The sequence below is a fragment of the Pseudomonas sp. LRP2-20 genome, from assembly GCF_024349685.1.
Taxonomy (GTDB): Bacteria; Pseudomonadota; Gammaproteobacteria; order Pseudomonadales; family Pseudomonadaceae; genus Aquipseudomonas.
Genome location: NZ_AP025944.1, coordinates 635809 through 660414, shown reverse-complemented (window position 1 = coordinate 660414; position 24606 = coordinate 635809). Strand labels below are relative to the sequence as shown.

General features: G+C 64.4%; 24 protein-coding genes. 18 read left to right on the top strand and 6 right to left on the bottom strand.

What is annotated here, in order from left to right:
• Positions 1–362: 362 nt before the first annotated feature.
• The 12 genes from OCX61_RS02775 to OCX61_RS02720 all read left to right on the top strand — a co-directional run bounded on the left by OCX61_RS02775 (position 363) and on the right by OCX61_RS02720 (position 13401).
• Positions 363–752, top strand: coding sequence for a DUF2946 domain-containing protein (locus OCX61_RS02775; RefSeq protein WP_261942515.1), 390 nt, complete (start codon positions 363–365; stop codon positions 750–752).
• A 45-nt stretch (positions 753–797) separates the two neighbouring features.
• Positions 798–1283 (top strand): copper chaperone PCu(A)C, encoded by a 486-nt coding sequence (locus tag OCX61_RS02770; RefSeq protein WP_261942514.1) that lies wholly within the window; start codon positions 798–800, stop codon positions 1281–1283.
• Positions 1284–1308: 25 nt separating this feature from the next.
• On the top strand, positions 1309–1746 hold the full coding sequence (locus tag OCX61_RS02765) for a DUF2946 domain-containing protein (protein WP_261942513.1): 438 nt from the start codon (positions 1309–1311) through the stop codon (positions 1744–1746).
• A 66-nt stretch (positions 1747–1812) separates the two neighbouring features.
• Positions 1813–3870, top strand: coding sequence for a TonB-dependent copper receptor (locus OCX61_RS02760; protein WP_261942512.1), 2058 nt, complete (start codon positions 1813–1815; stop codon positions 3868–3870).
• Between the two features lie 58 nt (positions 3871–3928).
• On the top strand, positions 3929–5296 hold the full coding sequence (locus OCX61_RS02755) for a PepSY-associated TM helix domain-containing protein (RefSeq protein ID WP_261942511.1): 1368 nt from the start codon (positions 3929–3931) through the stop codon (positions 5294–5296).
• A 210-nt stretch (positions 5297–5506) separates the two neighbouring features.
• Positions 5507–6913: a D-serine/D-alanine/glycine transporter gene (gene cycA / locus OCX61_RS02750; RefSeq protein WP_261942510.1), complete on the top strand. Its 1407-nt coding sequence runs from the start codon at positions 5507–5509 to the stop codon at positions 6911–6913.
• A 271-nt stretch (positions 6914–7184) separates the two neighbouring features.
• Positions 7185–8450 (top strand): urea ABC transporter substrate-binding protein, encoded by a 1266-nt coding sequence (gene urtA, locus OCX61_RS02745; RefSeq protein WP_079229882.1) that lies wholly within the window; start codon positions 7185–7187, stop codon positions 8448–8450.
• A gap of 139 nt (positions 8451–8589) precedes the next feature.
• Positions 8590–10077: an urea ABC transporter permease subunit UrtB gene (gene urtB / locus OCX61_RS02740; protein ID WP_261942509.1), complete on the top strand. Its 1488-nt coding sequence runs from the start codon at positions 8590–8592 to the stop codon at positions 10075–10077.
• Positions 10077–11156 (top strand): urea ABC transporter permease subunit UrtC, encoded by a 1080-nt coding sequence (gene urtC / locus OCX61_RS02735; RefSeq protein ID WP_261942508.1) that lies wholly within the window; start codon positions 10077–10079, stop codon positions 11154–11156. The genes urtB and urtC overlap by 1 nt, the downstream gene beginning before the upstream one ends.
• A complete protein-coding gene (urtD, locus tag OCX61_RS02730) occupies positions 11153–12010 on the top strand; it encodes an urea ABC transporter ATP-binding protein UrtD (protein WP_261942507.1) in 858 nt (285 codons plus the stop codon). The genes urtC and urtD overlap by 4 nt, the downstream gene beginning before the upstream one ends.
• Before the next feature lie 145 nt (positions 12011–12155).
• Positions 12156–12854 (top strand): urea ABC transporter ATP-binding subunit UrtE, encoded by a 699-nt coding sequence (gene urtE / locus OCX61_RS02725; protein ID WP_261942506.1) that lies wholly within the window; start codon positions 12156–12158, stop codon positions 12852–12854.
• A 31-nt stretch (positions 12855–12885) separates the two neighbouring features.
• Entirely contained in the window at positions 12886–13401 is a 516-nt protein-coding gene (locus OCX61_RS02720; protein WP_261942505.1) for a GNAT family N-acetyltransferase, read from the top strand.
• A 120-nt stretch (positions 13402–13521) separates the two neighbouring features.
• Here the strand turns inward: OCX61_RS02720 and OCX61_RS02715 are convergent, their stop codons facing one another.
• On the bottom strand, positions 13522–13827 hold the full coding sequence (locus OCX61_RS02715) for a chaperone modulator CbpM (RefSeq protein ID WP_261942504.1): 306 nt from the start codon (positions 13825–13827) through the stop codon (positions 13522–13524).
• Between the two features lie 2 nt (positions 13828–13829).
• Positions 13830–14798: a curved DNA-binding protein gene (cbpA, locus tag OCX61_RS02710; protein WP_261942503.1), complete on the bottom strand. Its 969-nt coding sequence runs from the start codon at positions 14796–14798 to the stop codon at positions 13830–13832.
• A 163-nt stretch (positions 14799–14961) separates the two neighbouring features.
• Here cbpA and OCX61_RS02705 point away from each other — a divergent pair, with 163 nt between their 5' ends.
• Positions 14962–16233, top strand: coding sequence for an Hsp70 family protein (locus OCX61_RS02705; RefSeq protein WP_261942502.1), 1272 nt, complete (start codon positions 14962–14964; stop codon positions 16231–16233).
• Positions 16234–16351: 118 nt separating this feature from the next.
• On the opposite strand, the gene OCX61_RS02700 is transcribed toward OCX61_RS02705, so the two are convergent.
• Complete coding sequence (locus tag OCX61_RS02700) at positions 16352–17359, bottom strand: AI-2E family transporter (RefSeq protein ID WP_261942501.1); 1008 nt, start codon at positions 17357–17359, stop codon at positions 16352–16354.
• 70 nt (positions 17360–17429) lie between these two features.
• Positions 17430–17717, bottom strand: a complete 288-nt coding sequence (locus OCX61_RS02695) for a PsiF family protein (RefSeq protein ID WP_261942500.1) — start codon at positions 17715–17717, stop codon at positions 17430–17432.
• 140 nt (positions 17718–17857) lie between these two features.
• On the opposite strand from OCX61_RS02695, the gene OCX61_RS02690 reads away from it, so the two are divergent.
• Complete coding sequence (locus OCX61_RS02690; protein WP_261942499.1) at positions 17858–18730, top strand: DMT family transporter; 873 nt, start codon at positions 17858–17860, stop codon at positions 18728–18730.
• On the opposite strand, the gene OCX61_RS02685 is transcribed toward OCX61_RS02690, so the two are convergent.
• Positions 18727–19617 carry an esterase/lipase family protein gene (locus OCX61_RS02685; RefSeq protein ID WP_261942498.1) on the bottom strand — a complete coding sequence of 297 codons (891 nt, stop codon included), beginning with the start codon at positions 19615–19617 and terminating at the stop codon, positions 18727–18729. The genes OCX61_RS02690 and OCX61_RS02685 overlap by 4 nt on opposite strands.
• Before the next feature lie 124 nt (positions 19618–19741).
• On the opposite strand from OCX61_RS02685, the gene osmE reads away from it, so the two are divergent.
• Both osmE and OCX61_RS02675 read left to right on the top strand, forming a co-directional pair.
• Entirely contained in the window at positions 19742–20083 is a 342-nt protein-coding gene (gene osmE / locus OCX61_RS02680; RefSeq protein ID WP_261942497.1) for an osmotically-inducible lipoprotein OsmE, read from the top strand.
• Between the two features lie 48 nt (positions 20084–20131).
• Positions 20132–20662 carry a ferritin-like domain-containing protein gene (locus OCX61_RS02675; protein ID WP_261942496.1) on the top strand — a complete coding sequence of 177 codons (531 nt, stop codon included), beginning with the start codon at positions 20132–20134 and terminating at the stop codon, positions 20660–20662.
• A 142-nt stretch (positions 20663–20804) separates the two neighbouring features.
• Here OCX61_RS02675 and OCX61_RS02670 read toward each other — a convergent pair whose 3' ends face one another.
• Positions 20805–22871, bottom strand: a complete 2067-nt coding sequence (locus OCX61_RS02670; RefSeq protein ID WP_261942495.1) for an AsmA family protein — start codon at positions 22869–22871, stop codon at positions 20805–20807.
• A gap of 341 nt (positions 22872–23212) precedes the next feature.
• Between OCX61_RS02670 and OCX61_RS02665 the strand changes: the two genes are divergently transcribed.
• Together OCX61_RS02665 and OCX61_RS02660 are read left to right on the top strand one after the other, a co-directional pair.
• Positions 23213–23755, top strand: a complete 543-nt coding sequence (locus OCX61_RS02665; protein ID WP_261942494.1) for a phage infection protein — start codon at positions 23213–23215, stop codon at positions 23753–23755.
• Between the two features lie 122 nt (positions 23756–23877).
• Positions 23878–24510 (top strand): TetR family transcriptional regulator, encoded by a 633-nt coding sequence (locus tag OCX61_RS02660; RefSeq protein ID WP_261942493.1) that lies wholly within the window; start codon positions 23878–23880, stop codon positions 24508–24510.
• Positions 24511–24606: the final 96 nt, after the last annotated feature.

The following is a 24606-nucleotide window of genomic DNA, read 5'->3' as shown; positions in this document are numbered from 1 at the left end:
AGATCGAGCGCCGCCCGCGCGGCGCATCGCGAGCTGCGCTCGCTCCTACGTTTGTTTCGGGCCAGTAATGCCTGTGACAGGCGCGCGCGACCGCCTTGTTGATACGACGCGAATCGCGCCATGCACCAGAACGTTCGCGCGCAAAACCCACAGGATTAATTGGCCCGAAACAAACGTAGGAGCGAGCGCAGCTCGCGATGCGCCGCGCGGGCGGCGCTCGATCTGACAGACACCAAAACTCCACCGTCATGCCCATTCGAGCGACACACCGTCACTCCACCTGCGTCACTTCACCGCACCCCGCCATTTTTTCCTATACTCCGCCGTACAATACCACCCACGATTCCTGACCGGATCTCTCCATGCCCCCACGTCGGCACATTGCCTGGATAGCCTGCCTTGCGGTGCTGTTCAACCTGCTGGCCATGCCGCTGTCTTCTGCCGCGCCCAAGGGCCCGGCCGAGCAGCTGCTGTGGGGGGCTTTCTGTTCCAACCTGGCCGGCAAGGCCAAGGCCGATGTCCAGGCCCTGGCCAAGATCGACCTCGGCACGCAAAGCGATCAGCACTCCAACATGCAGCACTGCTGGTGCTGTTCGGGCGCCGCACCGCTACTGGCCCTGCCGGGGTATCCGCCGCAGCTGCACAACCCGCCCACGCTGCTGGCCGGGCATGCACCGCCGTTAATCGACTACCAGCCCACGCCGCGCCAGCTATGGCCTGCGCTCAATCCCCGTGCCTCTCCCCTGGTCTGAGTTCATCACGCTGTCTGCCTGAACCTGAACCGATGGAGACTCACCATGCTCAAGCAAGCTCTTGTACTGGCTGCCCTGCTGCTGCCTGGCGCCTACGCCAATGCCCACGAATACACCGTGGGCGACCTGCACATCGCCCATCCGTGGTCATTGCAACTGCCGCCCAACGCACCCAACGTCGCCGCCTATTTCGTCGTGCATAACAACGGCAAGGCCGATGACCGTCTGCTCAGCGTCGACAGCCCGATCAGCGATGACGCGCAACTGCACGAACATGCCATGAGCGCCAGCGGTGCCATGAAGATGCAGCAGGTGCAGAGCGTGGCGGTCCCCGCCGGCAAGGACCTGATCTTTGCCCCCAGCGCCTACCACGTGATGCTGATGCAGCCCAAGGACCGCAGCCTGCTGGCCGACGGCAAGCGCTTCCCGCTGACCCTGCACTTCGAGAAGGCCGGCGACATCACCGTCGACGTGGCCGTACAGAAACAGGCGCCGGCGGATCAGCCCCAGGCCCACGAACACGCGCACTGACGCCCGCTGACAGGCGCTCGCCAGCATGAGCCTGCCGCGCAACAGCCTCAGCCGTACCCCCCGCCCTGAACGCAGGCGCGTCGGGGGCGGCTGGCTGAGCCTGTTCGCCATGTGGATGATCTTCATCGGCCCGCTGATTTCCCAGTCGATGCCGATGGACCACCACGCCGGCATGAGCATGCCGATGGACATGTCGATGTCCATGCCTGCGGCTCACGCCCATGGCAGCGATGCCCATCACGGCCACGGTAACGATGGCCAGCTGCATGTGATGTGGGAAAAGTGTGGCTACTGCAGCCTGCTGTTCAACTGCCCCGCCTTGCCGCAAACCCTCAGCCCGCTCAGCGTCGCCAGCGCAATTCCCCCTACCGTCATCCCGGCAGCCACGCGCCAGGGCCATGCCCGGCAGGCCGTGTTCCCCGGTGCGCGCAGCCGCGCGCCACCTCTTTCGATCAGCGTCTGACACCACCGCTATCGCACGGAGCCTGGAGGCTTCGCGCACACTCATGACTGATCGACTGGAATCACTATGTCCGGCTGCACCCCTGTTTTAGCTCCGTCCCTGCGAGGGACCTTCGCCGCACTGTGCGGCTCGCTGCTCGCCCCCATGGCCCTGGCCGCCGACCCTGGCCATGAAGGCCCGGAGGCCGAGCTGAGCCCTACGGTGATCACCGCGCTTGCGCCAAGCTCGCCGCTGACCGTGGTCACCAACCCCAAGGACCCGCGCCAGCCGGTACCAGCCAGCGATGGTGCCGACTATCTGAAAACCATCCCCGGTTTCTCGGCGATCCGCGCCGGCGGCACCAATGGCGACCCGGTGCTGCGCGGCATGTTCGGCTCGCGCCTGAACATTCTCACCAACGGCGGCGTGATGCTCGGCGCCTGCCCTAACCGCATGGACGCCCCGACCTCCTACATCGCACCGGAAACCTACGACCGCCTGACCGTGATCAAAGGCCCGCAAAGCGTGATCTGGGGGCCAGGCGGCTCGGCGGGCACCATCCTCTTCGAGCGTGAGCCGGAGCATTTCGGCACCCTTGGCAGCCGGGTCAACGCCAGCCTGCTGGCCGGCTCCAATGGTCGCTTCGACAAAGTGCTCGATGCTGCCGCTGGCAACAGCCAGGGCTATGCGCGCTTTGTCGGCAACCAGTCGCACTCGGACGATTACGACGATGGCAACGGCGACACCGTGCCTTCGCGCTGGGAGAAATGGAATGGCGACGTGGCCCTGGGCTGGACGCCCGACCAGGACACGCTGCTCGAACTCACCGCTGGCAAGGGGGACGGCGAGGCACGCTATGCCGGCCGTGGCATGGATGGCGCGCAGTTCAAGCGCGAAAGCCTGGGCCTGCGCTTTGAAAAGTCCAACCTCGGCGAAGTGCTCGACAAGGTCGAGGCGCAGGTCTACTACAACTACGCCGACCACGTGATGGACAACTACAGCCTGCGTACCCCCTCGGGCACCGGCATGATGGCCGGCCCCATGGCCGCCGCCGTCGATCGCCGCACCTTGGGAGCACGCATCAAGGCCACCTGGCGTTGGGCCGACGTACAACTGATCAGCGGCATCGACGCGCAGACCAACGAACACCGCGCACGCAGCGCCATGGGCATCGATACCTACAAGGACAAACCCTGGGAAAAGGATGCCGATTTCCATAACTACGGCGCATTCGGCGAACTGACCTGGTACGCCACCGGTGAAGATCGCCTGATCACCGGCGCCCGCCTGGACCGCGCCTCGGCCCGGGATTTTCGCGACGACAGCGCCACCAACGGCAACACCCGCGCCGACACGCTGCCCAGCGGTTTCATCCGTTACGAGCACGACCTGGCAGCGCTGCCGGCTACCACCTACATCGGCCTCGGCCACGCCCAGCGTTTCCCGGACTACTGGGAGCTGTTCTCTGCGGACCAGGGGCCGGCCGGCTCGGTCAATGCCTTCGACAGCATAAAGCCCGAGAAGACCACCCAGCTCGACTTCGGCATCCAGTACCGCGACGAGCGCCTGGAAGCCTGGGCCTCGGGCTACGTCGGCCAGATTCGTGACTACATCCTGTTCGACTACCGCAGCGCAATGATGGGCATGAGCACTTCCCAGGCGCAGAACATCGACGCCCGCATCATGGGCGGCGAACTGGGCGCGGCCTACAAGCTCAGCGAGCGCTGGAAGGCCGATGCCACCCTCGCCTACGCCTGGGGCAAGAACAGCAGCGATGGCAAGGCACTGCCACAGATGCCGCCGCTGGAAAGCCGCCTGGGCCTGACCTACAGCCGTGACAGCTGGAGCGCCGGCGCCCTGTGGCGCTTGGTAGCGGCGCAGAACCGCGTCGCCGAGAACCAGGGCAACGTGGTCGGCAAGGACTTCGACAAGAGCGGCGGTTTCGGCGTGTTCTCGCTCAACGGCGCCTACAAGGTGAACCACAACCTCAAGCTCAGCGCAGGGGTCGACAACCTGTTCGACAAGACCTACGCCGAGCACCTGAACCTGGCCGGGAATGCCGGGTTCGGCTACCCGGCTACAGACCCACAGCCGGTGAACGAGCCAGGCAGGACCTTCTGGACCAAGGTCGATTTCAGCTTCTGACAACAACAACGGGCGTGGCTTCGGCCGCGCCCATCAGCTGGTCAAACAGGAGGTTCCCATGAGCGGAACGCGCATCTCTTTCTACAACCTGGCCTGGCGCTGGCACTTCTATGCGGGGCTGTTCGTGGCCCCGTTCATGATCCTGCTGGCGATCACCGGGATCATCTACCTGTTCAAGCCGCAGCTCGACCCGCTGCTGTACCGTGACCTGATGGTGGTCGAGGCCGGCCACCATCGACAGAGCGCCGACACCCTGCTGGCCGAAGTGCGCCAGGCCTACCCGAAGGGCCATGTCGGCCAGTACCTGCCGCCGATCGACGCCGAGCGCAGCGCGCAGTTCGTGGTGCACTACGGCGGCCGCGAGCTGAATGTGTTCGTCGACCCGTACAGCGGCAAGGTCCTTGGCGAGCAGGACGGCAAGCAGAACCTGCAGGCCATCGCCCGCGCCCTGCACGGCGAACTGATGGTCGGCACGGTTGGTGACCGTTTGGTGGAACTGGCCGCAGGCTGGGGCATCGTGCTGGTGGTGTCCGGCCTGTACCTGTGGTGGCCACGCGGGCGCAATGGCGCCGGTGTGTTGTGGCCGCGGCTGTCGGCCCGCGGTCGGCTGTTCTGGCGCGACCTGCATGCGGTGACCGGGTTCTGGGGTTCTGCCCTGCTGTTGCTGATGCTGGTCAGTGGCATGACCTGGACCGGCATGTGGGGCAAACAGTACGCCGATCTGTGGAACCGCTTCCCGGCGGCCATGTGGAATGACGTGCCCAAGTCGGACCAGGAGGCCCGCGAGCTGAACAGCGCGCACCGCCAGACCGTACCGTGGGCGATGGAGAACACGCCAATGCCGCAGTCCGGTGCGCATGCCGAGCATGCCGGGCATCACATGATGGACAGCGCTCCGGCCGCGCCACAGGTGAGCCTGCAACAAGTGGAAGACATCGCCACTGCACGCCAGGTGCAAGCGGGCTACAGCATTACTGCGCCGACCACGGCAGAAGGCGTGTACACCATCGCCGTGTTCGCCGACGACCCACGCAACGACGCGACCCTGCATGTCGACCAGTACACCGGCAAGGTGCTGGCCGATGTGCGCTGGCAGGACTACAGCCCGGTGGCCCGCGCTACCGAACTGGGCGTGATGCTGCACGAGGGCAAGATGTTCGGGCCGCTGAACCAGATCATCATTCTGCTGGTGTGCCTGATGATCCTGCTGGGCTCGGTCAGCGGCCTGGTGATGTGGTGGAAACGCCGGCCCGAGGGTGGCCTTGGCGTGCCGCCGCTGCGCCATGACCTGCCGCGCTGGAAGGCGGCGGTGGGGGTGATGCTGGTGCTGGGCGCGATGTTCCCGCTGGTGGGGGTGTCGATGGTGGTGATGTGGGTGGTCGATAGCCTGGTGGTGCGGCGCCGCCGGGTGCTGGCCAGCGCCTGATACCTGCACTGGCCTCTTCGCGGGCAAGCCCGCTCCCACAGGGATAGCACAGTACCTGTAGGAGCGGCTTTAGCCGCGAAGAGGCCGGCACAGGAGAATGCTGCACCCCAAAAGTCGAGTCGATCTGTCGCGCCCCGATCTGGCACGAGCGTGTTAGCCTAACCGGCTACCTCTGACAAGAAGACTGACCTTTCAACGGAATGCAGCTTGATGACGCAAACTTCTCCCAACGCGCCAGATGAACAACATCTGCAGCGTAACCTGACCAACCGCCACATCCAGCTGATCGCCATCGGCGGCGCCATCGGCACCGGCCTGTTCATGGGCTCGGGCAAGACCATCAGCCTGGCGGGGCCATCGATCATCTTCGTCTACATGATCATCGGCTTCATGCTGTTCTTCGTCATGCGCGCCATGGGCGAACTGCTGCTGTCGAACCTCAACTACAAGTCGTTCATCGACTTCTCCGCCGACCTGCTCGGCCCCTGGGCCGGCTATTTCACCGGCTGGACCTACTGGTTCTGCTGGGTGGTGACCGGCATCGCCGACGTGGTCGCCATTGCCGCCTACACGCAGTTCTGGTTCCCGGACCTGCCGCAGTGGATACCGGCATTGGCCTGTGTGGCCGTGCTACTGTCGCTGAACCTGGTGACGGTGAAGATGTTCGGTGAACTGGAGTTCTGGTTCGCCCTGATCAAGATCGTCGCCATTCTCGGCCTGGTCGCCACTGGCCTGTACATGGTCATCACCGGCTTCACCTCGCCCAGCGGGCGCACCGCGCAACTGGCCAACCTGTGGAACGACGGCGGCATGTTCCCCAATGGCCTGATGGGCTTCTTCGCCGGTTTCCAGATCGCCGTGTTCGCCTTCGTCGGCATCGAGCTGGTGGGCACTACCGCTGCTGAAGCGAAGAACCCCGAGCGCACCCTGCCGCGGGCGATCAACTCTATCCCGGTGCGGATCATCGTGTTCTACGTGCTGGCCCTGATCGCGATCATGGCCGTAACCCCATGGCGCGACGTGGTACCGGGCAAGAGCCCGTTCGTGGAACTGTTCGTGCTGGCCGGCCTGCCGGCGGCGGCGAGCATCATCAACTTCGTGGTGCTGACCTCGGCGGCCTCGTCGGCCAACAGCGGCGTGTTCTCCACCAGCCGCATGCTCTACGGCCTGTCCCAGGAAGGTGACGCGCCACGCGCATTCGAGAAACTGTCGAGCCGTTCGGTGCCGGCCAACGGCCTGTTCTTCTCCTGTGCCTGCCTGCTGCTGGGGGCGGTGCTGATCTACCTGGTGCCGAACGTGATTGAAGCGTTCACCCTGGTGACCACGGTGTCGGCGGTGCTGTTCATGTTCGTCTGGACACTGATCCTGCTGTCGTACCTGAAGTACCGCAAGCACCGCGCCGCGCTGCACCAGGCGTCGAACTACAAGATGCCGGGCGGGCGCTTCATGTGCTACGTGTGCCTGGCCTTCTTTGCCTTCATCCTGGTGTTGCTGAGCCTGGAAGCGGATACCCGCTCGGCGCTGGTGGTGACGCCGATCTGGTTCCTGCTGCTGGCGGTGACCTACCAGTTCGTGCGTAGCCGTCGTCATCCTCGTTCGGCTGTGCGTGACGGCTGATTCTGCTGGGGCTGCTTTGCAGCCCATCGCCGGCAAGCGCGGCTCCCACCGGGGAACGCAACTTCCTGTGGGAGCCGCGCTTGCCGGCGATGGGCCGCACAGCGGCCCCAATCCTGTGCACACCAATCTGCCAGGCACCAAGCTGGACCTGCAAAACGCCCCAACACCTCGCACATCCCGTCTATTACGCACCTTCTGCCGTTAGGCACACCCCTTGCAATGCCCCTCCCCGCTTGGCCAACACCCTAAAAGTACTCAGCGGAGAGAGCACATGAAGCGACGCAGTCTGATCAAGGCCTTTACCCTTAGCGCATCGATTGCCGCAATGGGCCTGAGCTGGAGCATCCAGGCCGCCGAGACCATCAAGGTCGGCATCCTGCATTCGCTGTCCGGGACCATGGCCATTTCCGAGACCTCGCTCAAGGACATGGCGCTGATGACCATCGACGAGATCAACGCCAAGGGCGGTGTGAATGGCAAGCTGCTCGAACCGGTGGTGGTCGACCCGGCCTCCAACTGGCCGCTGTTCGCCGAAAAGAGCCGCCAGCTGCTGACCCAGGACAAGGTCGCGGTGGTGTTCGGCTGCTGGACATCGGTGTCGCGCAAATCGGTGCTGCCGGTGTTCGAGGAACTCAACGGCCTGCTGTTCTACCCGGTGCAGTATGAGGGTGAAGAGATGTCGCCGAACGTGTTCTACACCGGCGCCGCGCCCAACCAACAGGCCATCCCGGCCGTGGAATACCTGATGAGCGAAGATGGCGGCAGCGCCAAGCGCTTCTTCCTGCTGGGCACCGACTACGTCTACCCACGCACCACCAACAAGATCCTGCGCGCCTTCCTGCACAGCAAGGGCGTGGCCGACAAGGACATCGAAGAGGTCTACACACCGTTCGGTCACGCCGATTACCAGACCATCGTCGCCAACATCAAGAAGTTCTCCGCCGGCGGCAAGACTGCCGTCATCTCCACCGTCAACGGCGACTCCAACGTGCCGTTCTACAAGGAACTGGCCAACCAGGGCCTGAAGGCCACCGACGTGCCGGTGGTGGCGTTCTCGGTAGGCGAAGAAGAACTGCGCGGCATCGACACCAAGCCGCTGGTGGGCCACCTGGCGGCGTGGAACTACTTCGAGTCGGTGGATAACCCGGTCAACCAGAAGTTCGTCGCCGACTGGAAGGCCTACGCCAAGGCCAAGGGCCTGCCGGGTGCCGACAAGGCGGTGACCAACGACCCGATGGAAGCCACCTACGTCGGTATCCACATGTGGGCCCAGGCCGCCGAGAAGGCCAAGTCCACCGATGTCGACAAGGTCCGCGAAGCCTTGGCCGGGCAGACCTTCAAGGCACCGTCGGGCTTTACCCTGACCATGGACAAGACCAACCACCACCTGCACAAGCCGGTGATGATCGGCGAGATCCAGGATGACGGGCAGTTCAGCGTCGTGTGGGAAACCGAGCAACCGCTGCGGGCACAGCCGTGGAGCCCGTTCATTCCGGGTAACGACAAACGCCCTGATTACGCGGTGAAAGGTAACTGAGTGCATTGGGGCCGCCTTGCGGCCCATTCGCGGGCAAGCCCGCTCCCACAGGGACCGCGCAGGCTTCAAACCTTTCCCCGTACCTGTGGGAGCGGGCTTGCCCGCGAAGAATCCACCACTGTATTCCAGGACTGCCCGAATGCTCAGACTCCTGCTCACCCTGCTGCTGCTCCTACCCCTGGCCAGCCAGGCCAGCGAGGGCGAATTCTTCCTCACCGCCAAGCCCGCCGAGCAGGCCCAACTGCTCGAAAGCTGGGCGGCGCAACCCGATGCCGCGCGCCTGCCACTGCTGGACAACCTGCGCCAGGGCCGCATCGCCGCCGATGACTCACGCAAGGTGCGCCTGAACAACCGCCTGCGTGGCCTGATCGACAACGCCCTGGCCAGCCACCAGTTGCTCAGCGACAACAGCGCAATCCGCCTGGCTGCAGCCCAACAGCTGCAAAAGAGCGCGCAACCGGCACAGATGGCCTTCCTCGACCGGTGCTTCACCCGCGAACCGGACGCCGCCGTGCACGCCGCCCTTGGCCTGGCCCTGGCCAACCTGCAACTGGGCGCCAGCGAGCCGGCGGTGCGCCTGGCTGCTGTGCGCCTGCTCGGCGAAACCGGTGACCCAATGGCCCGCACCCGCCTCGAAGCCTTGCTGCAACCAGGCGCCGAGAGCGACCCGGGCGTGCGCACCGCCGCCGAAACCAGCCTGGCCCAGGTCAAGCGCAAGCTGCTGGTCGGCGAGCTGCTCGGCCAGGCCTTCAGCGGCCTGTCGCTGGGCTCGATCCTGCTGCTGGCCGCGCTCGGCCTGGCGATCACCTTCGGCCTGCTCGGGGTGATCAACATGGCCCATGGCGAGATGCTCATGCTCGGCGCCTACAGCACCTACATGGTGCAGGTGCTGATGCAGCGCTACGCCCCCGGCGCCATCGAGTTCTACCCGCTGATCGCGCTGCCAGTGGCCTTCATGGTCAGCGCCGGGGTCGGCATGGCCCTGGAGCGCACGGTGATCCGCCACCTCTACGGGCGCCCGCTGGAAACCCTGCTGGCGACCTGGGGCATCAGCCTGATCCTGATCCAGGCCATCCGCCTGCTGTTCGGCGCGCAGAACGTCGAAGTCAGCAACCCGGCCTGGCTGTCCGGCGGCATCCAGCTGCTGCCGAACCTGGTGCTGCCGTACAACCGCCTGGTGATCATCGGCTTCGCCCTGGCGGTGGTGCTGCTCACCTGGCTGCTGCTCAACCGCACGCGGCTGGGCCTGAACGTTCGCGCCGTCACCCAGAACCGCAACATGGCCGCCTGCTGCGGCGTCTCCACCGGGCGTGTCGACATGCTCGCCTTCGGCCTCGGCTCGGGCATCGCCGGCCTTGGCGGCGTGGCCCTGAGCCAGGTCGGCAACGTCGGCCCGGACCTGGGCCAGAGCTACATCATCGACTCGTTCCTGGTGGTGGTGCTCGGCGGTGTCGGGCAACTGGCCGGCAGCCTCTGGGCAGCATTCGGCCTCGGCATCGCCAACAAGTTGCTGGAGCCGCAGATCGGTGCGGTACTCGGCAAGATCCTCATCCTTGCGTTGATCATTCTGTTCATCCAGAAGCGCCCGCAAGGCTTGTTCGCCCTCAAGGGACGGGTAATCGACTGATGAACCAGCCACTGCTTGTCACCGCTACGCAAAAGGCCGGGCCACGGCTGTCGCTGGCCATTGGCGCGGTCGTCGTCCTGCTGCTGGTGGCCCTGCCGCTGCTGTCGCTGCTGCCGGCGGATCACGCGCTGCACGTTTCGGCCTACACCCTGACCTTGGTCGGCAAGATCCTCTGCTACGCCATCGTCGCCCTGGCGCTGGACCTGGTCTGGGGCTATGCCGGCTTGCTGTCGCTGGGCCACGGCCTGTTCTTCGCCCTCGGCGGCTACGCCATGGGCATGTACCTGATGCGCCAGGCGGCCGGTGACGGCCTGCCGGGGTTCATGACCTTCCTGTCGTGGAGCGAACTGCCCTGGTACTGGGCCGGTACCCAGCACTTCGCCTGGGCCCTGTGCCTGGTAGTGCTGGCGCCTGGGTTGCTGGCGCTGGTGTTCGGCTGGTTCGCCTTCCGCTCGCGGATCAAGGGCGTGTACTTCTCGATCATGACCCAGGCCCTGACCTTCGCCGGCATGCTGCTGTTCTTCCGTAACGAAACGGGCTTCGGCGGCAACAACGGTTTCACCAGCTTCCGCACCATCCTCGGCTTCGACATCGCCGCGCAGGGCACCCGCGCGGTGTTGTTCCTGCTCACCGTCGGCCTGCTGCTGGCCAGCCTGTACCTGTGCTGGCGCCTGACCCAGAGCAAGTTCGGGCGCCTGCTCACCGCCGTGCGCGACGCCGAGAACCGCCTGATGTTCTGCGGCTACGACCCCCGCGGTTTCAAGCTGCTGGTGTGGGTGCTGAGCGCCGTGCTGTGTGGCCTGGCCGGTGCGCTGTACGTGCCGCAGGTGGGCATCATCAACCCCAGCGAAATGTCGCCGACCAACTCCATCGAAGCCGCCGTGTGGGTGGCCCTGGGCGGGCGCGGCACGCTGATCGGCCCGCTGCTCGGTGCCGGCCTGGTCAATGGCATGAAGAGCTGGTTCACCGTGGCCTTCCCGGAATTCTGGCTGTTCTTCCTCGGTGCGCTGTTCATCCTCGTCACCCTGTACCTGCCCAAGGGCGTGGTCGGCCTGTTGAAGAAAAGGAGCCAGTCATGAGAGGCGTGCCCCCGGTACACCCGGAGTTCATGCTCGAACCGGTGTTCGACACCCTCGGTGCCGGCCGCGACGCCATTGGCCTGGGCCAGAGCCGCAAGGCCGGCCTCGACACCCGCCACGGCACGGTGCTGAGCCTTGAGGACATCAGCGTCAGCTTCGATGGCTTCAAGGCCCTCAACGCGCTGAACCTGTACATAGGCGTCGGTGAGCTGCGCTGCATCATCGGCCCCAACGGCGCCGGCAAGACCACGATGATGGACGTGATCACCGGCAAGACCCGCCCCGACACGGGCAGCGCCTTCTTCGGCGACACCCTCGACCTGACCCGCATGAGCGAATACCAGATCGCCCAGGCCGGCATCGGTCGCAAGTTCCAGAAGCCCACGGTGTTCGAGGCGTTGACGGTGTTCGAGAACCTGGAGCTGGCGCTGAAGACCGACAAGTCGGTGTGGGCCAGCCTGGCCGCGCGCCTGAGCGGCGAGCAGCGCCAGCGCATCGAGGAGGTACTGAGCACCTTGCGCCTGCTGCCACTGGCCCAGCGCCAGGCCGGCCTGCTGTCGCACGGGCAGAAGCAGTTCCTCGAGATCGGCATGCTGCTGGTGCAGGAGCCACAACTGCTGTTGCTCGACGAACCGGTGGCGGGCATGACCGATGCCGAGACCGAGTTCACCGCCGAGCTGTTCAAGGGCCTGGCCGGCAAGCACTCGCTGATGGTGGTGGAGCATGACATGGGTTTCGTCGGCAGCATTGCCGACCATGTGACCGTGCTGCACCAGGGCAGCGTGCTGGCGGAAGGTTCGCTGGAACAGGTGCAGGCGGATGAGCGGGTGGTCGAGGTGTATCTGGGCCGTTAGATATGGATACCTGTGCCGGCCTCTTCGCGGGTAAACCCGCTCCCACAGGTTCGGTGCAGGTCTCGAGAACTGCGCGGTCCCTGTGGGAGCGGGTTCACCCGCGAAAGGGCCGGCACAGGCAATGAAGAACTCCCAGGAACTCAACATGCTGAAGATCGACACCCTGCACCAGTACTACGGCGGCAGCCACATCCTCCGGGGCCTGTCCTTCGAAGCCAAGGTCGGCGAAGTCACCTGCCTGTTGGGCCGCAACGGGGTGGGCAAGACCACCCTGCTGCGCTGCCTGATGGGCCTGGTGCCATCCCGCGAGGGCACTATCGAGTGGGAAGGCAAGCCAATCACCGCACTCAAGCCCCAGCAGCGAGTCCACGCCGGCATCGCCTACGTGCCACAAGGTCGCGAGATTTTCCCGCGCCTGACCGTCGAGGAAAACCTGCTGATGGGCCTGTCGCGCTTCCCGGCCCGCGAAGCACGTGAAGTACCCGCGTTCATCTACGAACTGTTCCCGGTGCTGGAGCAGATGAAACAGCGCCGTGGTGGTGACCTGTCAGGTGGCCAGCAGCAACAGCTGGCCATCGGCCGAGCCCTGGCCAGCCGCCCGCGGTTGCTGATCCTCGACGAGCCGACCGAAGGCATCCAGCCCTCGGTGATCAAGGAAATCGGTGCGGTGATCCGGCGCCTGGCCGAGCGGGGCGACATGGCGATCCTGCTGGTGGAACAGTTCTACGACTTCGCCGAAGAGCTGGCCGATCAGTATCTGGTGATGGCCCGTGGCGAAATCATCCAGCGTGGCCGCGGCGAAAACATGCAAGCCGAAGGTGTGCGCGGGCTGGTAACCATTTAACCTGCAAGCAATCACCCTGCGAGACGCTGTCATGAGTTACCAAATCCGCGATGCCCTGCCTACCGACGTGCCGGGCATCCTCGACATCTACAACGACGCCGTGCGCAATACCACGGCGATCTGGAACGAAACCCCGGTGGACCTGGGCAACCGCCAGGCCTGGTTCGAAGCACGCGCGCAGCAGGGCTATCCGATCCTGGTGGCCGTGGATGACACCCGCGTACTGGGCTATGCGTCGTTTGGCGACTGGCGGCCGTTCGAAGGTTTTCGCCTGACCGTGGAACATTCTGTGTATGTGCGTGGTGACCAGCGTGGCAAGGGCCTGGGCCCGGTGCTGATGGCGGCACTGATCGAGCGGGCGCGCGGGTGCGGCAAGCATGTGATGGTCGCGGCCATCGAGAGCGGCAATGCCGCGTCGGTGCGCCTGCATGAGCGACTGGGCTTCGTGGTGACCGGGCAGATGCCGCAAGTGGGGGTGAAGTTTGGCCGCTGGCTGGACCTGACCTTCATGCAGCTGATGCTGAACCCAGGTGCCGAACCGGCCTGAAATTGATGTTGGCTGTACTGGCCTCTTCGCGGGCAAGCCCGCTCCCACAGTGATCGCACAGCGACCTCTGCAATTCCTGTGGGAGCGGGCTTGCCCGCGAAGAGGCCGGGCCTGTAACCCTCACATCTGGATAAACCTGCCCAGCCGCTGCCTGAGCATGCTGTTCTCACTGCGCAGCTGCTGCACCTCCTGCAGCAGTTCCAGCGCCAGCGCCACCCCTTCCCACTCCAGTTCCAGATCCTGATGCAGCTTCGCCGCGCGCTTGGCCAGCAGCGGCGCCTGATCGTCGAACAACCAGTCCTCCGGCGTTCGCCCCGAAGGTTCGACAATGCCGTGTTCGACGATTTCGATCACGCAGTCAGCCGTGATATCGGCTTCCTGACACAGGGTACGCATGTCCAGTTGAACGATCAGGGTGCTGCTCATGATCACTTACTCCATTGTGTCCTCGGGTCGAACGCCGCTTTCTCGGAAAGCTGGGTCCACAGTTCACGGGTAGCAGCGTCGGAGGCCGGCGGCATCACCACTTTCAGCTGCGCGTAGAGGTTGCCGCGCTCGCCGCTCTTGTTGGCCAGGCCCATGCCCGGCACACGCAGGCGCTGGCCGCTCTGGCTGTCGGGGCGGATGGTCAGGTTGATCTTGCCGGTCAGGGTCGGCACCGCCACCTTGGTGCCCAGGGCTGCCTCCCACGGCGCCAGCGGCACGGTGATGATCAGGTCATGACCTTCGACATCGAACAGCGGGTGCGGTGCCATGCGCACGGTCAGGAACAGGTCGCCATTGGCACCACCGCCAACGCCTGGGGCGCCCTGGCCCTTGAGGCGGATGCGCTCGCCGTCGGTGACCCCGGCGGGGATCTTCACGTTCAGGGTCTTGGTGGTGAACCCGGTACGCTGGCCAGCCGCGTTGGTCTGCGGCACCTGGAAGCTGATCTGCTTGGATTCCTTGCTCAGGGTTTCTTCCAGGAAGATCGCCAGTTCCAGTTCCACGTCCTGCCCTCGTCTGCCGGCGCTGCGTTGTTGTTGCCGGGCACCACCACCGAACGGGTTGCCGCCGCGGGCACCGAAGATCGAGCTGAAGAAGTCGGAGAAGTCGCCGCCCTCGAAGCCACCGCCCGCGCCACCCGCGCCGCCGCGGCTCTGCCAGCCCGGTGGCGCCTGGAACGGCCGGCCGTGCTGGCCGCCGTACTTGCGGATTTCGTCGAACTCGGCGCGCTTCTGCGCGTCACCCAGCACCTCGTAGGCCTCGTTGGCCTCCTTGAACTTGTCCTCGGCGTCGCGCTCCTTGCTGACGTCAGGGTGATACTTGCGCGCCAGCTTGCGGTACGCGGCCTTGATCGCCTTCTCGTCCGCCGTGGGCTCTACGCCGAGTATCTTGTAATAGTCTTTGAAGTCCATCTATGGATCACCAGTGTGAATTTACGTGTTGCAACTGAAGATAGGGGTCAAGCATAGCCTTTCAAGGCGAGCTTGGGGTTGCCTCAAGGCAGACGATCGGTCTTGATTCTGTAGCCAACTGGCATAAACTGCGCGGCCGTTTTGCCTCCGGAAGCCTTTTCCCATGTCTGACGTATCGCCGGCCCGCGCCCTGGGCATCGACTTCGGCACCTCGAACTCCACGGTCGGCTGGCACCGCCCGGGCGTCGAATCGCTGATCGCCCTGGAAGACGGCAAGATCACCCTGCCGTCGGTGGTGTTCTTCAACATCGAGGAGCGTCGCCCGGTGTATGGCCGTCTGGCGCTGCACGAGTACCTGGAAGGCTACGAAGGCCGCCTGATGCGCTCGCTCAAGAGCCTGCTGGGTTCCAAGCTGATCAAGCATGACACCAGCGTGCTGGGCAGCGCCCTGCCGTTCAAGGACCTGCTGGGCATGTTCATCGGCGAGCTGAAAAAGCGCGCCGAGGCTGCCGCCGGTCGCGAATTCGAGCAAGTGGTGCTGGGCCGCCCGGTGTTCTTCGTCGACGAAGACCCGGCAGCCGACCAGGAGGCCGAGGACACCCTGGCCGAGGTGGCGCGCAAGATCGGTTTCAAGGACGTGTCGTTCCAGTATGAGCCGATTGCCGCGGCGTTCGACTACGAGTCGAGCATCAGCCGTGAAGAGCTGGTGCTCATCGTCGATATTGGCGGTGGTACTTCGGACTTTACCCTGATCCGCCTGTCGCCCGAGCGCCACCAGGTGGCCGAACGCCAGGAAGACATCCTCGCCACCGGCGGCGTGCACATCGGCGGTACCGACTTCGACAAGCAGCTGAGCCTGCAGGGCGTGATGCCGCTGTTCGGTTACGGCAGCCGGATGAAGAGCGGCGCGCTGATGCCCACCAGCTACCACCTGAACCTGGCGACCTGGCACACCATCAACGCCCTGTACTCGCAGAAGTCGCAGCTGGCCCTGGGCAGCATGCGCTACGACATCGAGGACACGCTGGGCATCGATCGCCTGTTCAAGCTGATCGAAGAGCGCGCCGGGCACTGGCTGGCGATGGAAGTGGAGGCCAGCAAGATCGAGCTGACCGAGCAGCTCAGCCGCCGCGTCGACCTCGGCCGCGTCGAGCGCGAGCTGGCTGTGGACCTGACCCGGGTACTGTTCGAGGAAGCCATCGAAGGGCTGCTGGAGCGGGTGCGCGGCAGCGTGACCGAGTTGCTGGCCAAGGCTGGGGTGAGTGCGGGCCAGGTCGACACGGTGTTCTTCACCGGCGGTTCGAGCGGGATTCCGGCATTGCGCAACAGTGTTTCGGCAATGCTGCCGAATGCGCGGCATGTGGAAGGCAACATCTTTGGCAGCATCGGCAGCGGGTTGGCCATTGAAGCCCGCAAGCGTTACGGCGCAGCCTGACAGATCGGTGTCAGCTTCTTCGCGGGCAAGCCCGCTCCCACAGGGATCTCACAAGGCCTGAAGCCTGTGCAGTACCTGTGGGAGCGGGCTTGCCCGCGAAGAGGCCGGCACAGGTAGATCAGACCAGCTCGGCCCGCTTCAGCTCACTCTTCAGGTAGGCGTAATAGATCGGCCCGGCCACCACACCCGGCAAGCCGAACGCCGCCTCGAACACCAGCATCGCCAACAACAGCTCCCAGGCCTTGGCACTGATCTGCCCGCCGACGATCTTCGCGTTGAGGAAGTACTCGACCTTGTGGATCACGATCAGGTAGCCCAGCGCCGCCGCCGCCACCCAGATCGACAACGACATGCCGACGATGGTGATCAGGGTGTTGGACATCAGGTTGCCGATCACCGGCAGCAGACCGAGCAGGAAGGTCAGCACGATCAGTGTCTTGGTCAGCGGCAGGTGCACTCCGAACGACGGCAGCACCACGGCGAGGAAAATGCCGGTGAACGTCGTGTTCAGCAGTGAAATCTTGATCTGCGCGAAGACGATGTTGCGAAACGCCTGCACCAGCAGGTTCAGCCGTTCGAACAGGGCTGCTGCCAGCGGCTTGCGCCGGGATATGTCCGGGATACGCTGCAAGGCGATGATCGCGCCGAGGATCATGCCGATCAACAGCGTCACGAACATGTGCGCCATGCCCTTGCCCACCAGTTGCAGGTCGCTCAGGTGGCTCTTGATCCAGTCGCCGATGGCTACCTTGAATTCCGCCGCGCTGGCCGGCAGGTAGGCCTCGATGAACGGTGGCAACTGGCTGCGGGCGCGTTCGACCAGGCCCATGAACTTGTCCAGCGAAGCGCCGGGGTTCTCGGCCTCGTGCAGCAGGAAGCTGAAGGCACCGGCTATCAACAGGGTCAGAACACTGACCACCAGCGTGCCGAGCAGCGCCACCGCCAGCCAGCGCGCACGCTGCCCGGCAATCAGCGGTTGCAGACGCGGGGTGAGCATGTTCACCAGCTCGAATACCAGCAAACCGGCCAACAGGCTGGGCAGCAATTTCAGCGGCAAGGCCAGCAGCAGACCAGCCATGACGATGATCAGGCTGGCCAGGGTGATCTGACGGGGGGTGAAAGTCATACAGCCTCGACGGCAGACGGCGGGAATGCCCGCAGTCTGCCAGCCTTCAGGACACAGGCATAGGCGCAGGTCACTTCTTCTTCAGGCAGTCGCTCATGAACGCCTTGCGTTCGTCACCCTTGAGCGCCTTGGTGCTGGCGTCGGCGTTGCAGGTCTTCATCTTGTCCTGCTGCGACTGGGGCACATCTTTCTTCAGGCAGGTGCTCATGAACGCCTTGCGCTCATCGCCCTTGAGGGCCTTGGCCGTGGCGTCGGCGTTGCAGGTCTTCATCTTTTCCTGTTGCGCCGTGTTGGCGGCAAACCCTTGCGCGCTGAACAACACGGCCAACACCAGCAGGGGCATGTGCAGCATTTTCATGGAGTGGTCTCCTTGACTCCGCGCCCGATGCACGGACATGCGCCTGAGTGTAGACAAGATTTTTTACATTTTGCCCGGGCATGGGCCTTCATAATGGCCAGCCAAGGCGTCACCGCCAAAACGAAAGAGTCAGTTGCTGCATGAATTACGCGTTTCCCCTTTTCGCCATCCTCATCTGGGCCGGCAACACCGTGGTCACCAAGATGTCGGCCGGCGCCATCTACCCTGCCGAGATCGGCTTCTACCGCTGGCTGCTGGCCGGCGCACTGTTCACCCCGTTCCTGTTGCCCGCCGTGTGGCGCAATCGCGCGGCCATCCGCCCACACCTGGGCAAGGTGGCCGTCCTCGGCGTGCTCGGCATGGCCGTTTACCAGAGCCTGGCGTACTTCGCCGCCGGCATCACCAGTGCCACCAACATGGGCATCATCCTCTCGCTGATGCCGCTGATGTCGCTGGCCCTGTCCATCGCCTGGCTGGGCCAGCGCCTGAGCTACGGCGCCCTGGCAGGTGCCGTGGTGTCGTTTGTCGGCGTGCTCGAAGTGGTCTCGGCTGGCCAGCCCGGCATCTTGCTGGAACACGGCTTGAACAGCGGCGACCTGCTGATGCTGGTGGCGACCCTGGCCTACGCGCTGTACAGCTTCCTGCTGAAGAAGTGGCAGCTGCGCCTGCCGCCGTTGCAGCTGCTGTACCTGCAAGTACTGATGGCCATCCTGGTGCTGCTGCCGTTGTTCCTGCTCTCGGACAAGACCGGCCTGAACGGCCACAACATCGGCCTGGTGCTTTATGCCTGTGTGCTTGCCTCGATGATCGCCCCGCTGGTGTGGATGCAGGCCGTGCATCGCCTGGGGCCAAGCCGCACCACGCTGTTTTTCAACCTGCTGCCGGTGGTGACCGCGCTGATCGCCGCCCTGGTCCTCGATGAACAGCTGGCCAGCTATCACCTGATCGGTGGCCTGCTGACCTTGGCCGGGGTGATTCTGGCCGAGCGCTGGACCACGCCGGTACGCCGCTAGAGCCCGGCTGCCTTGAGCCGCGCCGCATGCTCGGTGAACAGCCGCAGCGGCTCGGCGCCCTTGCCCACGGCGCCCAGCGACTGGTTGACGATATCCAGGTGATCAAGCGGGAAGTCATCGCCGATCACCTGCCCCAGGTGCGAGCTGAATCGCCCGACCATGCCGTCGCAATGGCCCTTTTCCCTGACGAAACTGCGCGCGAACAACCGGCAGAAGCGGCTGCTGCCGTCGAAGCGGTTGCGCCCCTGATCGGTCAACCCGGGCTGCAAGGTGCCGGACCAGGAGTAGTAGCGCACGCCTTTCACCTCATACGCGCCCTCCCCGCCCCAGGTTTCCGGCAACCCTTGTGGATAAGCCTGGTTGAACAGCGCCACGCCAGCGCTGGTCAGGGCATGGTGCGAAGCGTGCACGTCGACCGGCAGCGGGTCGCGGCGCCAGCCGGTTTCCAGCCACACCAGCAGCACCGCCAGGCCATGCAGGATGGCTCTGAGCATACGCCCCTGAGGTGAGTCCCCTGGCGCCGTGCGTGCCAGGTGATCGGCCAGTTCCGACCCATGGTTGGGCCCCGCCACCGAAGTGACCGAGGCGACCCGATCCGGCCGTTTTGCCGCCGCATAGCGTGCGTTCAGCGCCCCCTGGCTGTGGCCGATGAGGTTGACCTTTGCCGCGCCCGTGCGCTGGCAGATGTCTTCGATGATCGCCAGCAACTGCTCACCGCGCACCTCGTTGGAATGCAGCGGCGAGACCTGCACCGGGAATACCTGCGCGCCGCCCTTGCGCAACGCCGGCACGATGCCGAACCAGTACGGATAGAGCAGCACCCGCACGAAGCCAAGCATGCCTGGCACCAGCACCAACGGGTATCGCGTGGTCAACGCCTGCTGCATGGCTTGAGCCCTTTTCCGTGGAGGATTGGCCAACACTAGCGCCGCTTCGATGACTATCGCAATCGAACTCCCGACGTGCCGCGCGGTTCCAATCCAGAACAGACCCTTTGCAAGGAGCGGGACCATGTACAAGCAGACCCTGGCAATCCTTCTGGCAAGCGCGGCCCTGGCCGGCTGCAGCAACCGCCCGGAAAACCCGGCGGACTACGTCACCTACCGTGACGAGCCGCTGGTCAAGCAGGTGGAAAACGGCATGACCATGCAGAAAGTCATCGCCATCGGCGGCAGCCCGTCGAACGTGATCGACCTGCCGCACGGCGGCACCTGCAACGACTACATCCTCAACCGCGACGGCCACCAGCAGCCGTACTACGTGCGCTTCGATGCCACCGGCCATGTCGATGCCAAGGGCTTCAAGACCTGCAAGCAACGCGAAGCGGACAGCAAAGCCGCCCTCGGCGCGTGAGCCTCCCGCCTACCTTGACCACCCGTGCTGATCCATCTGGAGACAATCATGAGCAACGTTGAACTGACCGATGTGCAAACCCTGCGCGCGCGTGCCCGTCAGCACGTCGAGCAAGGCGCGGTGACCGAGGGCTACCATGCCGACCGCAAGGAAATCCTGCGCCTGCTCAACGAGTCGCTGGCCACCGAGCTGGTCTGCGTGCTGCGCTACAAGCGCCATTACTTCATGGCCAGCGGAATCAAGGCCAGCGTGGCGGCCAGCGAATTCCTCGAACATGCGAACCAGGAAGCCGAGCACGCCGACAAACTGGCAGAGCGCATCGTGCAGCTGGGCGGCGAGCCGGACTTCAACCCGGACAACCTCACCAAGAATTCCCATGCGCAGTATGTGGCGGGCAGTTCGCTGAAGGAGATGGTGCTGGAGGACCTGGTGGCTGAGCGGATCGCCATCGACAGCTATCGCGAGATCATTCAGTACATTGGCGATAAAGACCCGACTACCCGGCGGATCTTCGAAGACATCCTCGCCCAGGAAGAAGAGCACGCGGACGACATGTCCGATCTGCTTCAAGGGCTTTAATCGCAGGGGCCGCTTTGCGGCCCATCGCCAGCAAGCGCGGCTCCCACAGGGACTGCACAACCCTCAGGTCTGTGGAAATCTTGTGGGAGCCGCGCTTGTCGTGGCGACGAACCGCGTCGATGGGCTGCAAAGCAGCCCCCTGCTATTTCTGCTTTTTCACCGCAGCCGGCGCCTTGCCGGCTTTCATCTGCTGCAGCAACGGCGTGCACTGGTTGGGCTCATCACCACTGCTGGGCGCCACCAGCGCCAGCAACCCGGCAGCCGGCCCGGCCACCACCCCCAATGCCACCATCCCCGCCCCACGCAACGCCAGCGGCACCGCCTGCACCCCGGCACTGGGTTTGGCAAACGGCCCCCGTACGTACAGTGGTGAACGCAACGAGAACAACCGCAGGCCTTTGGATTCCGGGTTGATCTTCAGGTCCAGCTGCTCACTGGCAAAGTTGGCCGTGCCGTTGATGTAGATGATCGCGTTCTCGGTGTCGAAGATGAACAGTCGCGTGGTCGCCAGCCCGTCCTTGATCCCCACGTCCGCCGCCGCGCAGTTGATTTTCACGTCCTCGTCGCCGAACAGCTTGCCAACCACATAATTACCCACATTAAGCCCGGCGATCTCCATCAGGCTGCGGCTGATGGCGCCATCATTGATCAGTAGCCGCAGGTTGCCATTGGCTGTGCCCAGCAACGCCGCCACCGAGTTGCCACGGCCACTGATGTCGGCATCGCCGTTGAGTTCGCCGAAACTGGTCTGCATCGGCGCGAAACCTGGGAACAGCTGCTTGAGCTTGAAGCCACGCGCGGTCAGCTGGGCGCTGCCCTGCAGCGGCACGTTGCGGCCATCCAGGCGGATGTTGGACGCCAGGCTGCCACCGGCCACGCCAAATCGCAGCGGCTCAAGACGCAACAGGCCGTCATCGAGGATCACGTGGGCGGACAGGTCGTTGAATGGCAGCTTTTCGCTGTGCACGATGCGCTTGCCGGCAAAGCTGACGTCGGCATCCATGGCACGCCAGCGTTCGGTGCGAAACTCCTCCACCGGCAGCACTTTGTCGGCCGGCTGCTTGCTGGCACCGCCGCGGGCTTTCTGCTCGGCATTGGAGTCGGCGCCGATCAGCGGCGCCAGGTCCTTGAACAGCAGCTGGTTGGACACCAGGTTGCCGGACAGCTTGGGGCGTGGCTGGCTGGCGACGAAGGCCAGGTCACCATGGATGTCACTGTCGCCGATCTTGCCGTTGAAGCCCTGGTAATTGAAGGTGGCGCCTTCGGCTGCATGCAGGTTGGCGCTGAGCCGGCCATCGGTGGAATAGGCCGGGGTGTCTGGCAGCGTCACACCGGTCAGCGGGTAGAGGTTGCCCAGACTGGCACCGGACAGGCGCAAGCGCAGGTCCAGCGCGCCGAGGTTGCGCGGGTCGGTCAGAGTGCCGGCGAGCCGCACATGGGTATCGGCGATGCGTACGTCTGCCTGCAACGGGAACGGCTGGCTGGCGTCCTGCAACGCCAGCAGGCCGCCGATCTTGCCAGTGCCGGATACCGGCTGGCCTTTGTAACGACCCTGAGCTTTGAGCCCGAACGCATAATCCTGGGCACCTCCAGCCTTCTCCGCACTGGCCTTGCCGACGATTTCGCTGAACGGGATCGGTTTGCCGAGCGGGTCGATCTGCACCTTCATGCTGGTTTTCAACGTCTGGTCGTCGAAGCTGACATTGCCCTGGTCGAAGCCGATGGCACCGATGTCCAGCTGCCACTTGGACGGTTGCTCGTTGTCGTCCTTTGGCCCGAAGTCGAAGGTCCAGTTGGCACGGCCATCGGCCAGCCGCGTCAGGCTGGCGGTTGGCCTGGTCAGGTCGATGCGCGGGATGCTGATCTGCTGGAATACCAGTGGCAGTGGCGCCAGGCGGAACTCCACCCGCTCAAGGCCGACCATCTGCGGCTCCTTCAGCCAGTCGGGGTTGCCCAGGGTCAGGTCTTCGGCAATGAAGTGCGGCCACGGCACCCAGGCGCGCCAGCCGCCTTCTTCCGGCTCGGTGCGCCAGTGGACGGCGAGGTTGCCATTGATCGCGAACGGCCGGTGCAAGGCCTCGGACACTTTCTCGTTGAGCAACGGCTTGACGCGGTTCCAGTCGAAAGTGGCGATTATCACGACCAGGATCGCCAGGAGGGTCAACAAGGTGGTTAAGGTCCAGACGAGGATTCTGGCGGGACGCGTCATTGCGTGGTTCTCCTGGCGGCATGGCATGAAGCGGGCGTAACGATGGCACTCAATATCTCGGACTGACGAAAACCCGCTGGGTTTTATCGGAGAGCGCCATGATAGCGAGTTTTGTCTGCCTTCTTGCTCAGGTTGGGCACTTGCCTGGCTGCCGGTGTTACCTGGACCGATTACCGGCAAAAAGCCATTAATCGCGACATAACACCTGAAATAGAGCCTTCGAACGGCGCTATCAATACCGTCGATTGTTACCATTACCCGTATGAACTTCTCTCTGGCGTCACCGGGCGTAGCATTGGCTTCGTACCCACTTTTCCAGCCCCCGAGAGGAGCACCGAACCATGAAACGCACTCTGCTGTCCCTGACCCTGTCCATTCTTGCTGCCAATGCCTTCGCCCTGCCTGCGGCAGACCAGCACCTGACTGCCGAATCGCGCTCTAGCGCCGCTGAAGTCGCCCAACCGCTGAAAACTGTTGCCGAAGGTGGTTCGGACCGCCTGATCGAACGCAGTGGCCGTGTCGCAGAAGGTGGCTCTGATCGCCTGATCGAACGCAGTGGCCGTGTTGCCGAAGGTGGCTCCGACCGCCTGATCGAACGCAGTGGCCGTGTCGCAGAAGGTGGCTCTGATCGCCTGATCGAACGCAGTGGCCGTGTTGCCGAAGGTGGCTCCGACCGCCTGATCGAACGCAGTGGCCGTGTTGCCGAAGGTGGCTCCGACCGCCTGATCGAACGCAGTGGCCGTGTTGCCGAAGGTGGCTCCGACCGCCTGATCGAACGCAGTGGCCGTGTTGCCGAAGGTGGCTCCGACCGCCTGATCGAACGCAGTGGCCGCGTAGCTGAAGGTGGCTCTGATCGCCTGGTTGCAATCAGTCATGTGAGCTGATCGCCATGGCCGAAAAGAACAACCTCTGTCACACGGCTTGCTCCCCTCCCAGCCCGGTCCATTGACCGGGCTTTGTTTTTTTATCTAGAGTGCCCAGCCTCACCGTCACAGAAGCCAGCCCCATGCTGCCGCGCGCCGAACAGAAGCTACAGACCCGCCAAGCCCTGCTGGACGCCGCCTGCCAGCTCATGGAGAGTGGCCGTGGTTTTGGCAGCATCAGCCTGCGCGAAGTGGCCAAGGCAGCAGGCATCGTACCGACCGGCTTCTATCGCCACTTTTCCGACATGGATGCCCTGGGCCTGGCGCTGGTGGCCGAAGTCGACGCCACGTTCCGCCAGACCATCCGCCTGGTGCGGCATAACGAATTCGAACTCGGTGGCATCACCGATGCTTCCGTGCGCATCTTCCTCGACGTGGTCGCCGCCAACCGCGCCCAATTTCTGTTCCTCGCCCGCGAGCAGTACGGCGGCTCTCAAGCCGTGCGCCAGGCCATCGCCCGCCTGCGCCAGGACATCAGCGACGACCTGGCCACCGACCTGGCGCGAATGAAGCGCTGGCAGCACCTGGACGGTGCGGCACTGGCGGTCATGGCCGACCTGGTGGTGAAGACCGTGTTCGCCACCCTGCCGGAGCTGATCGACAGCCCGGAGCCGGGTTATCCACAGGTGCTGAGCGCCCGGGAAAAGATCACCCAGCAGCTGCGCTTCATTTTCGTCGGCGCACGGCACTGGCAAGGGCTGGGTAACCCCAGCTGATCGCTCTCCTGCTCTGGCCCTTTCGCGGGCAAGCCCGCTCCCACAGGGACCGCACCGGGGCTGAAGGCAACACAATACCTGTGGGAGCGGGCTTGC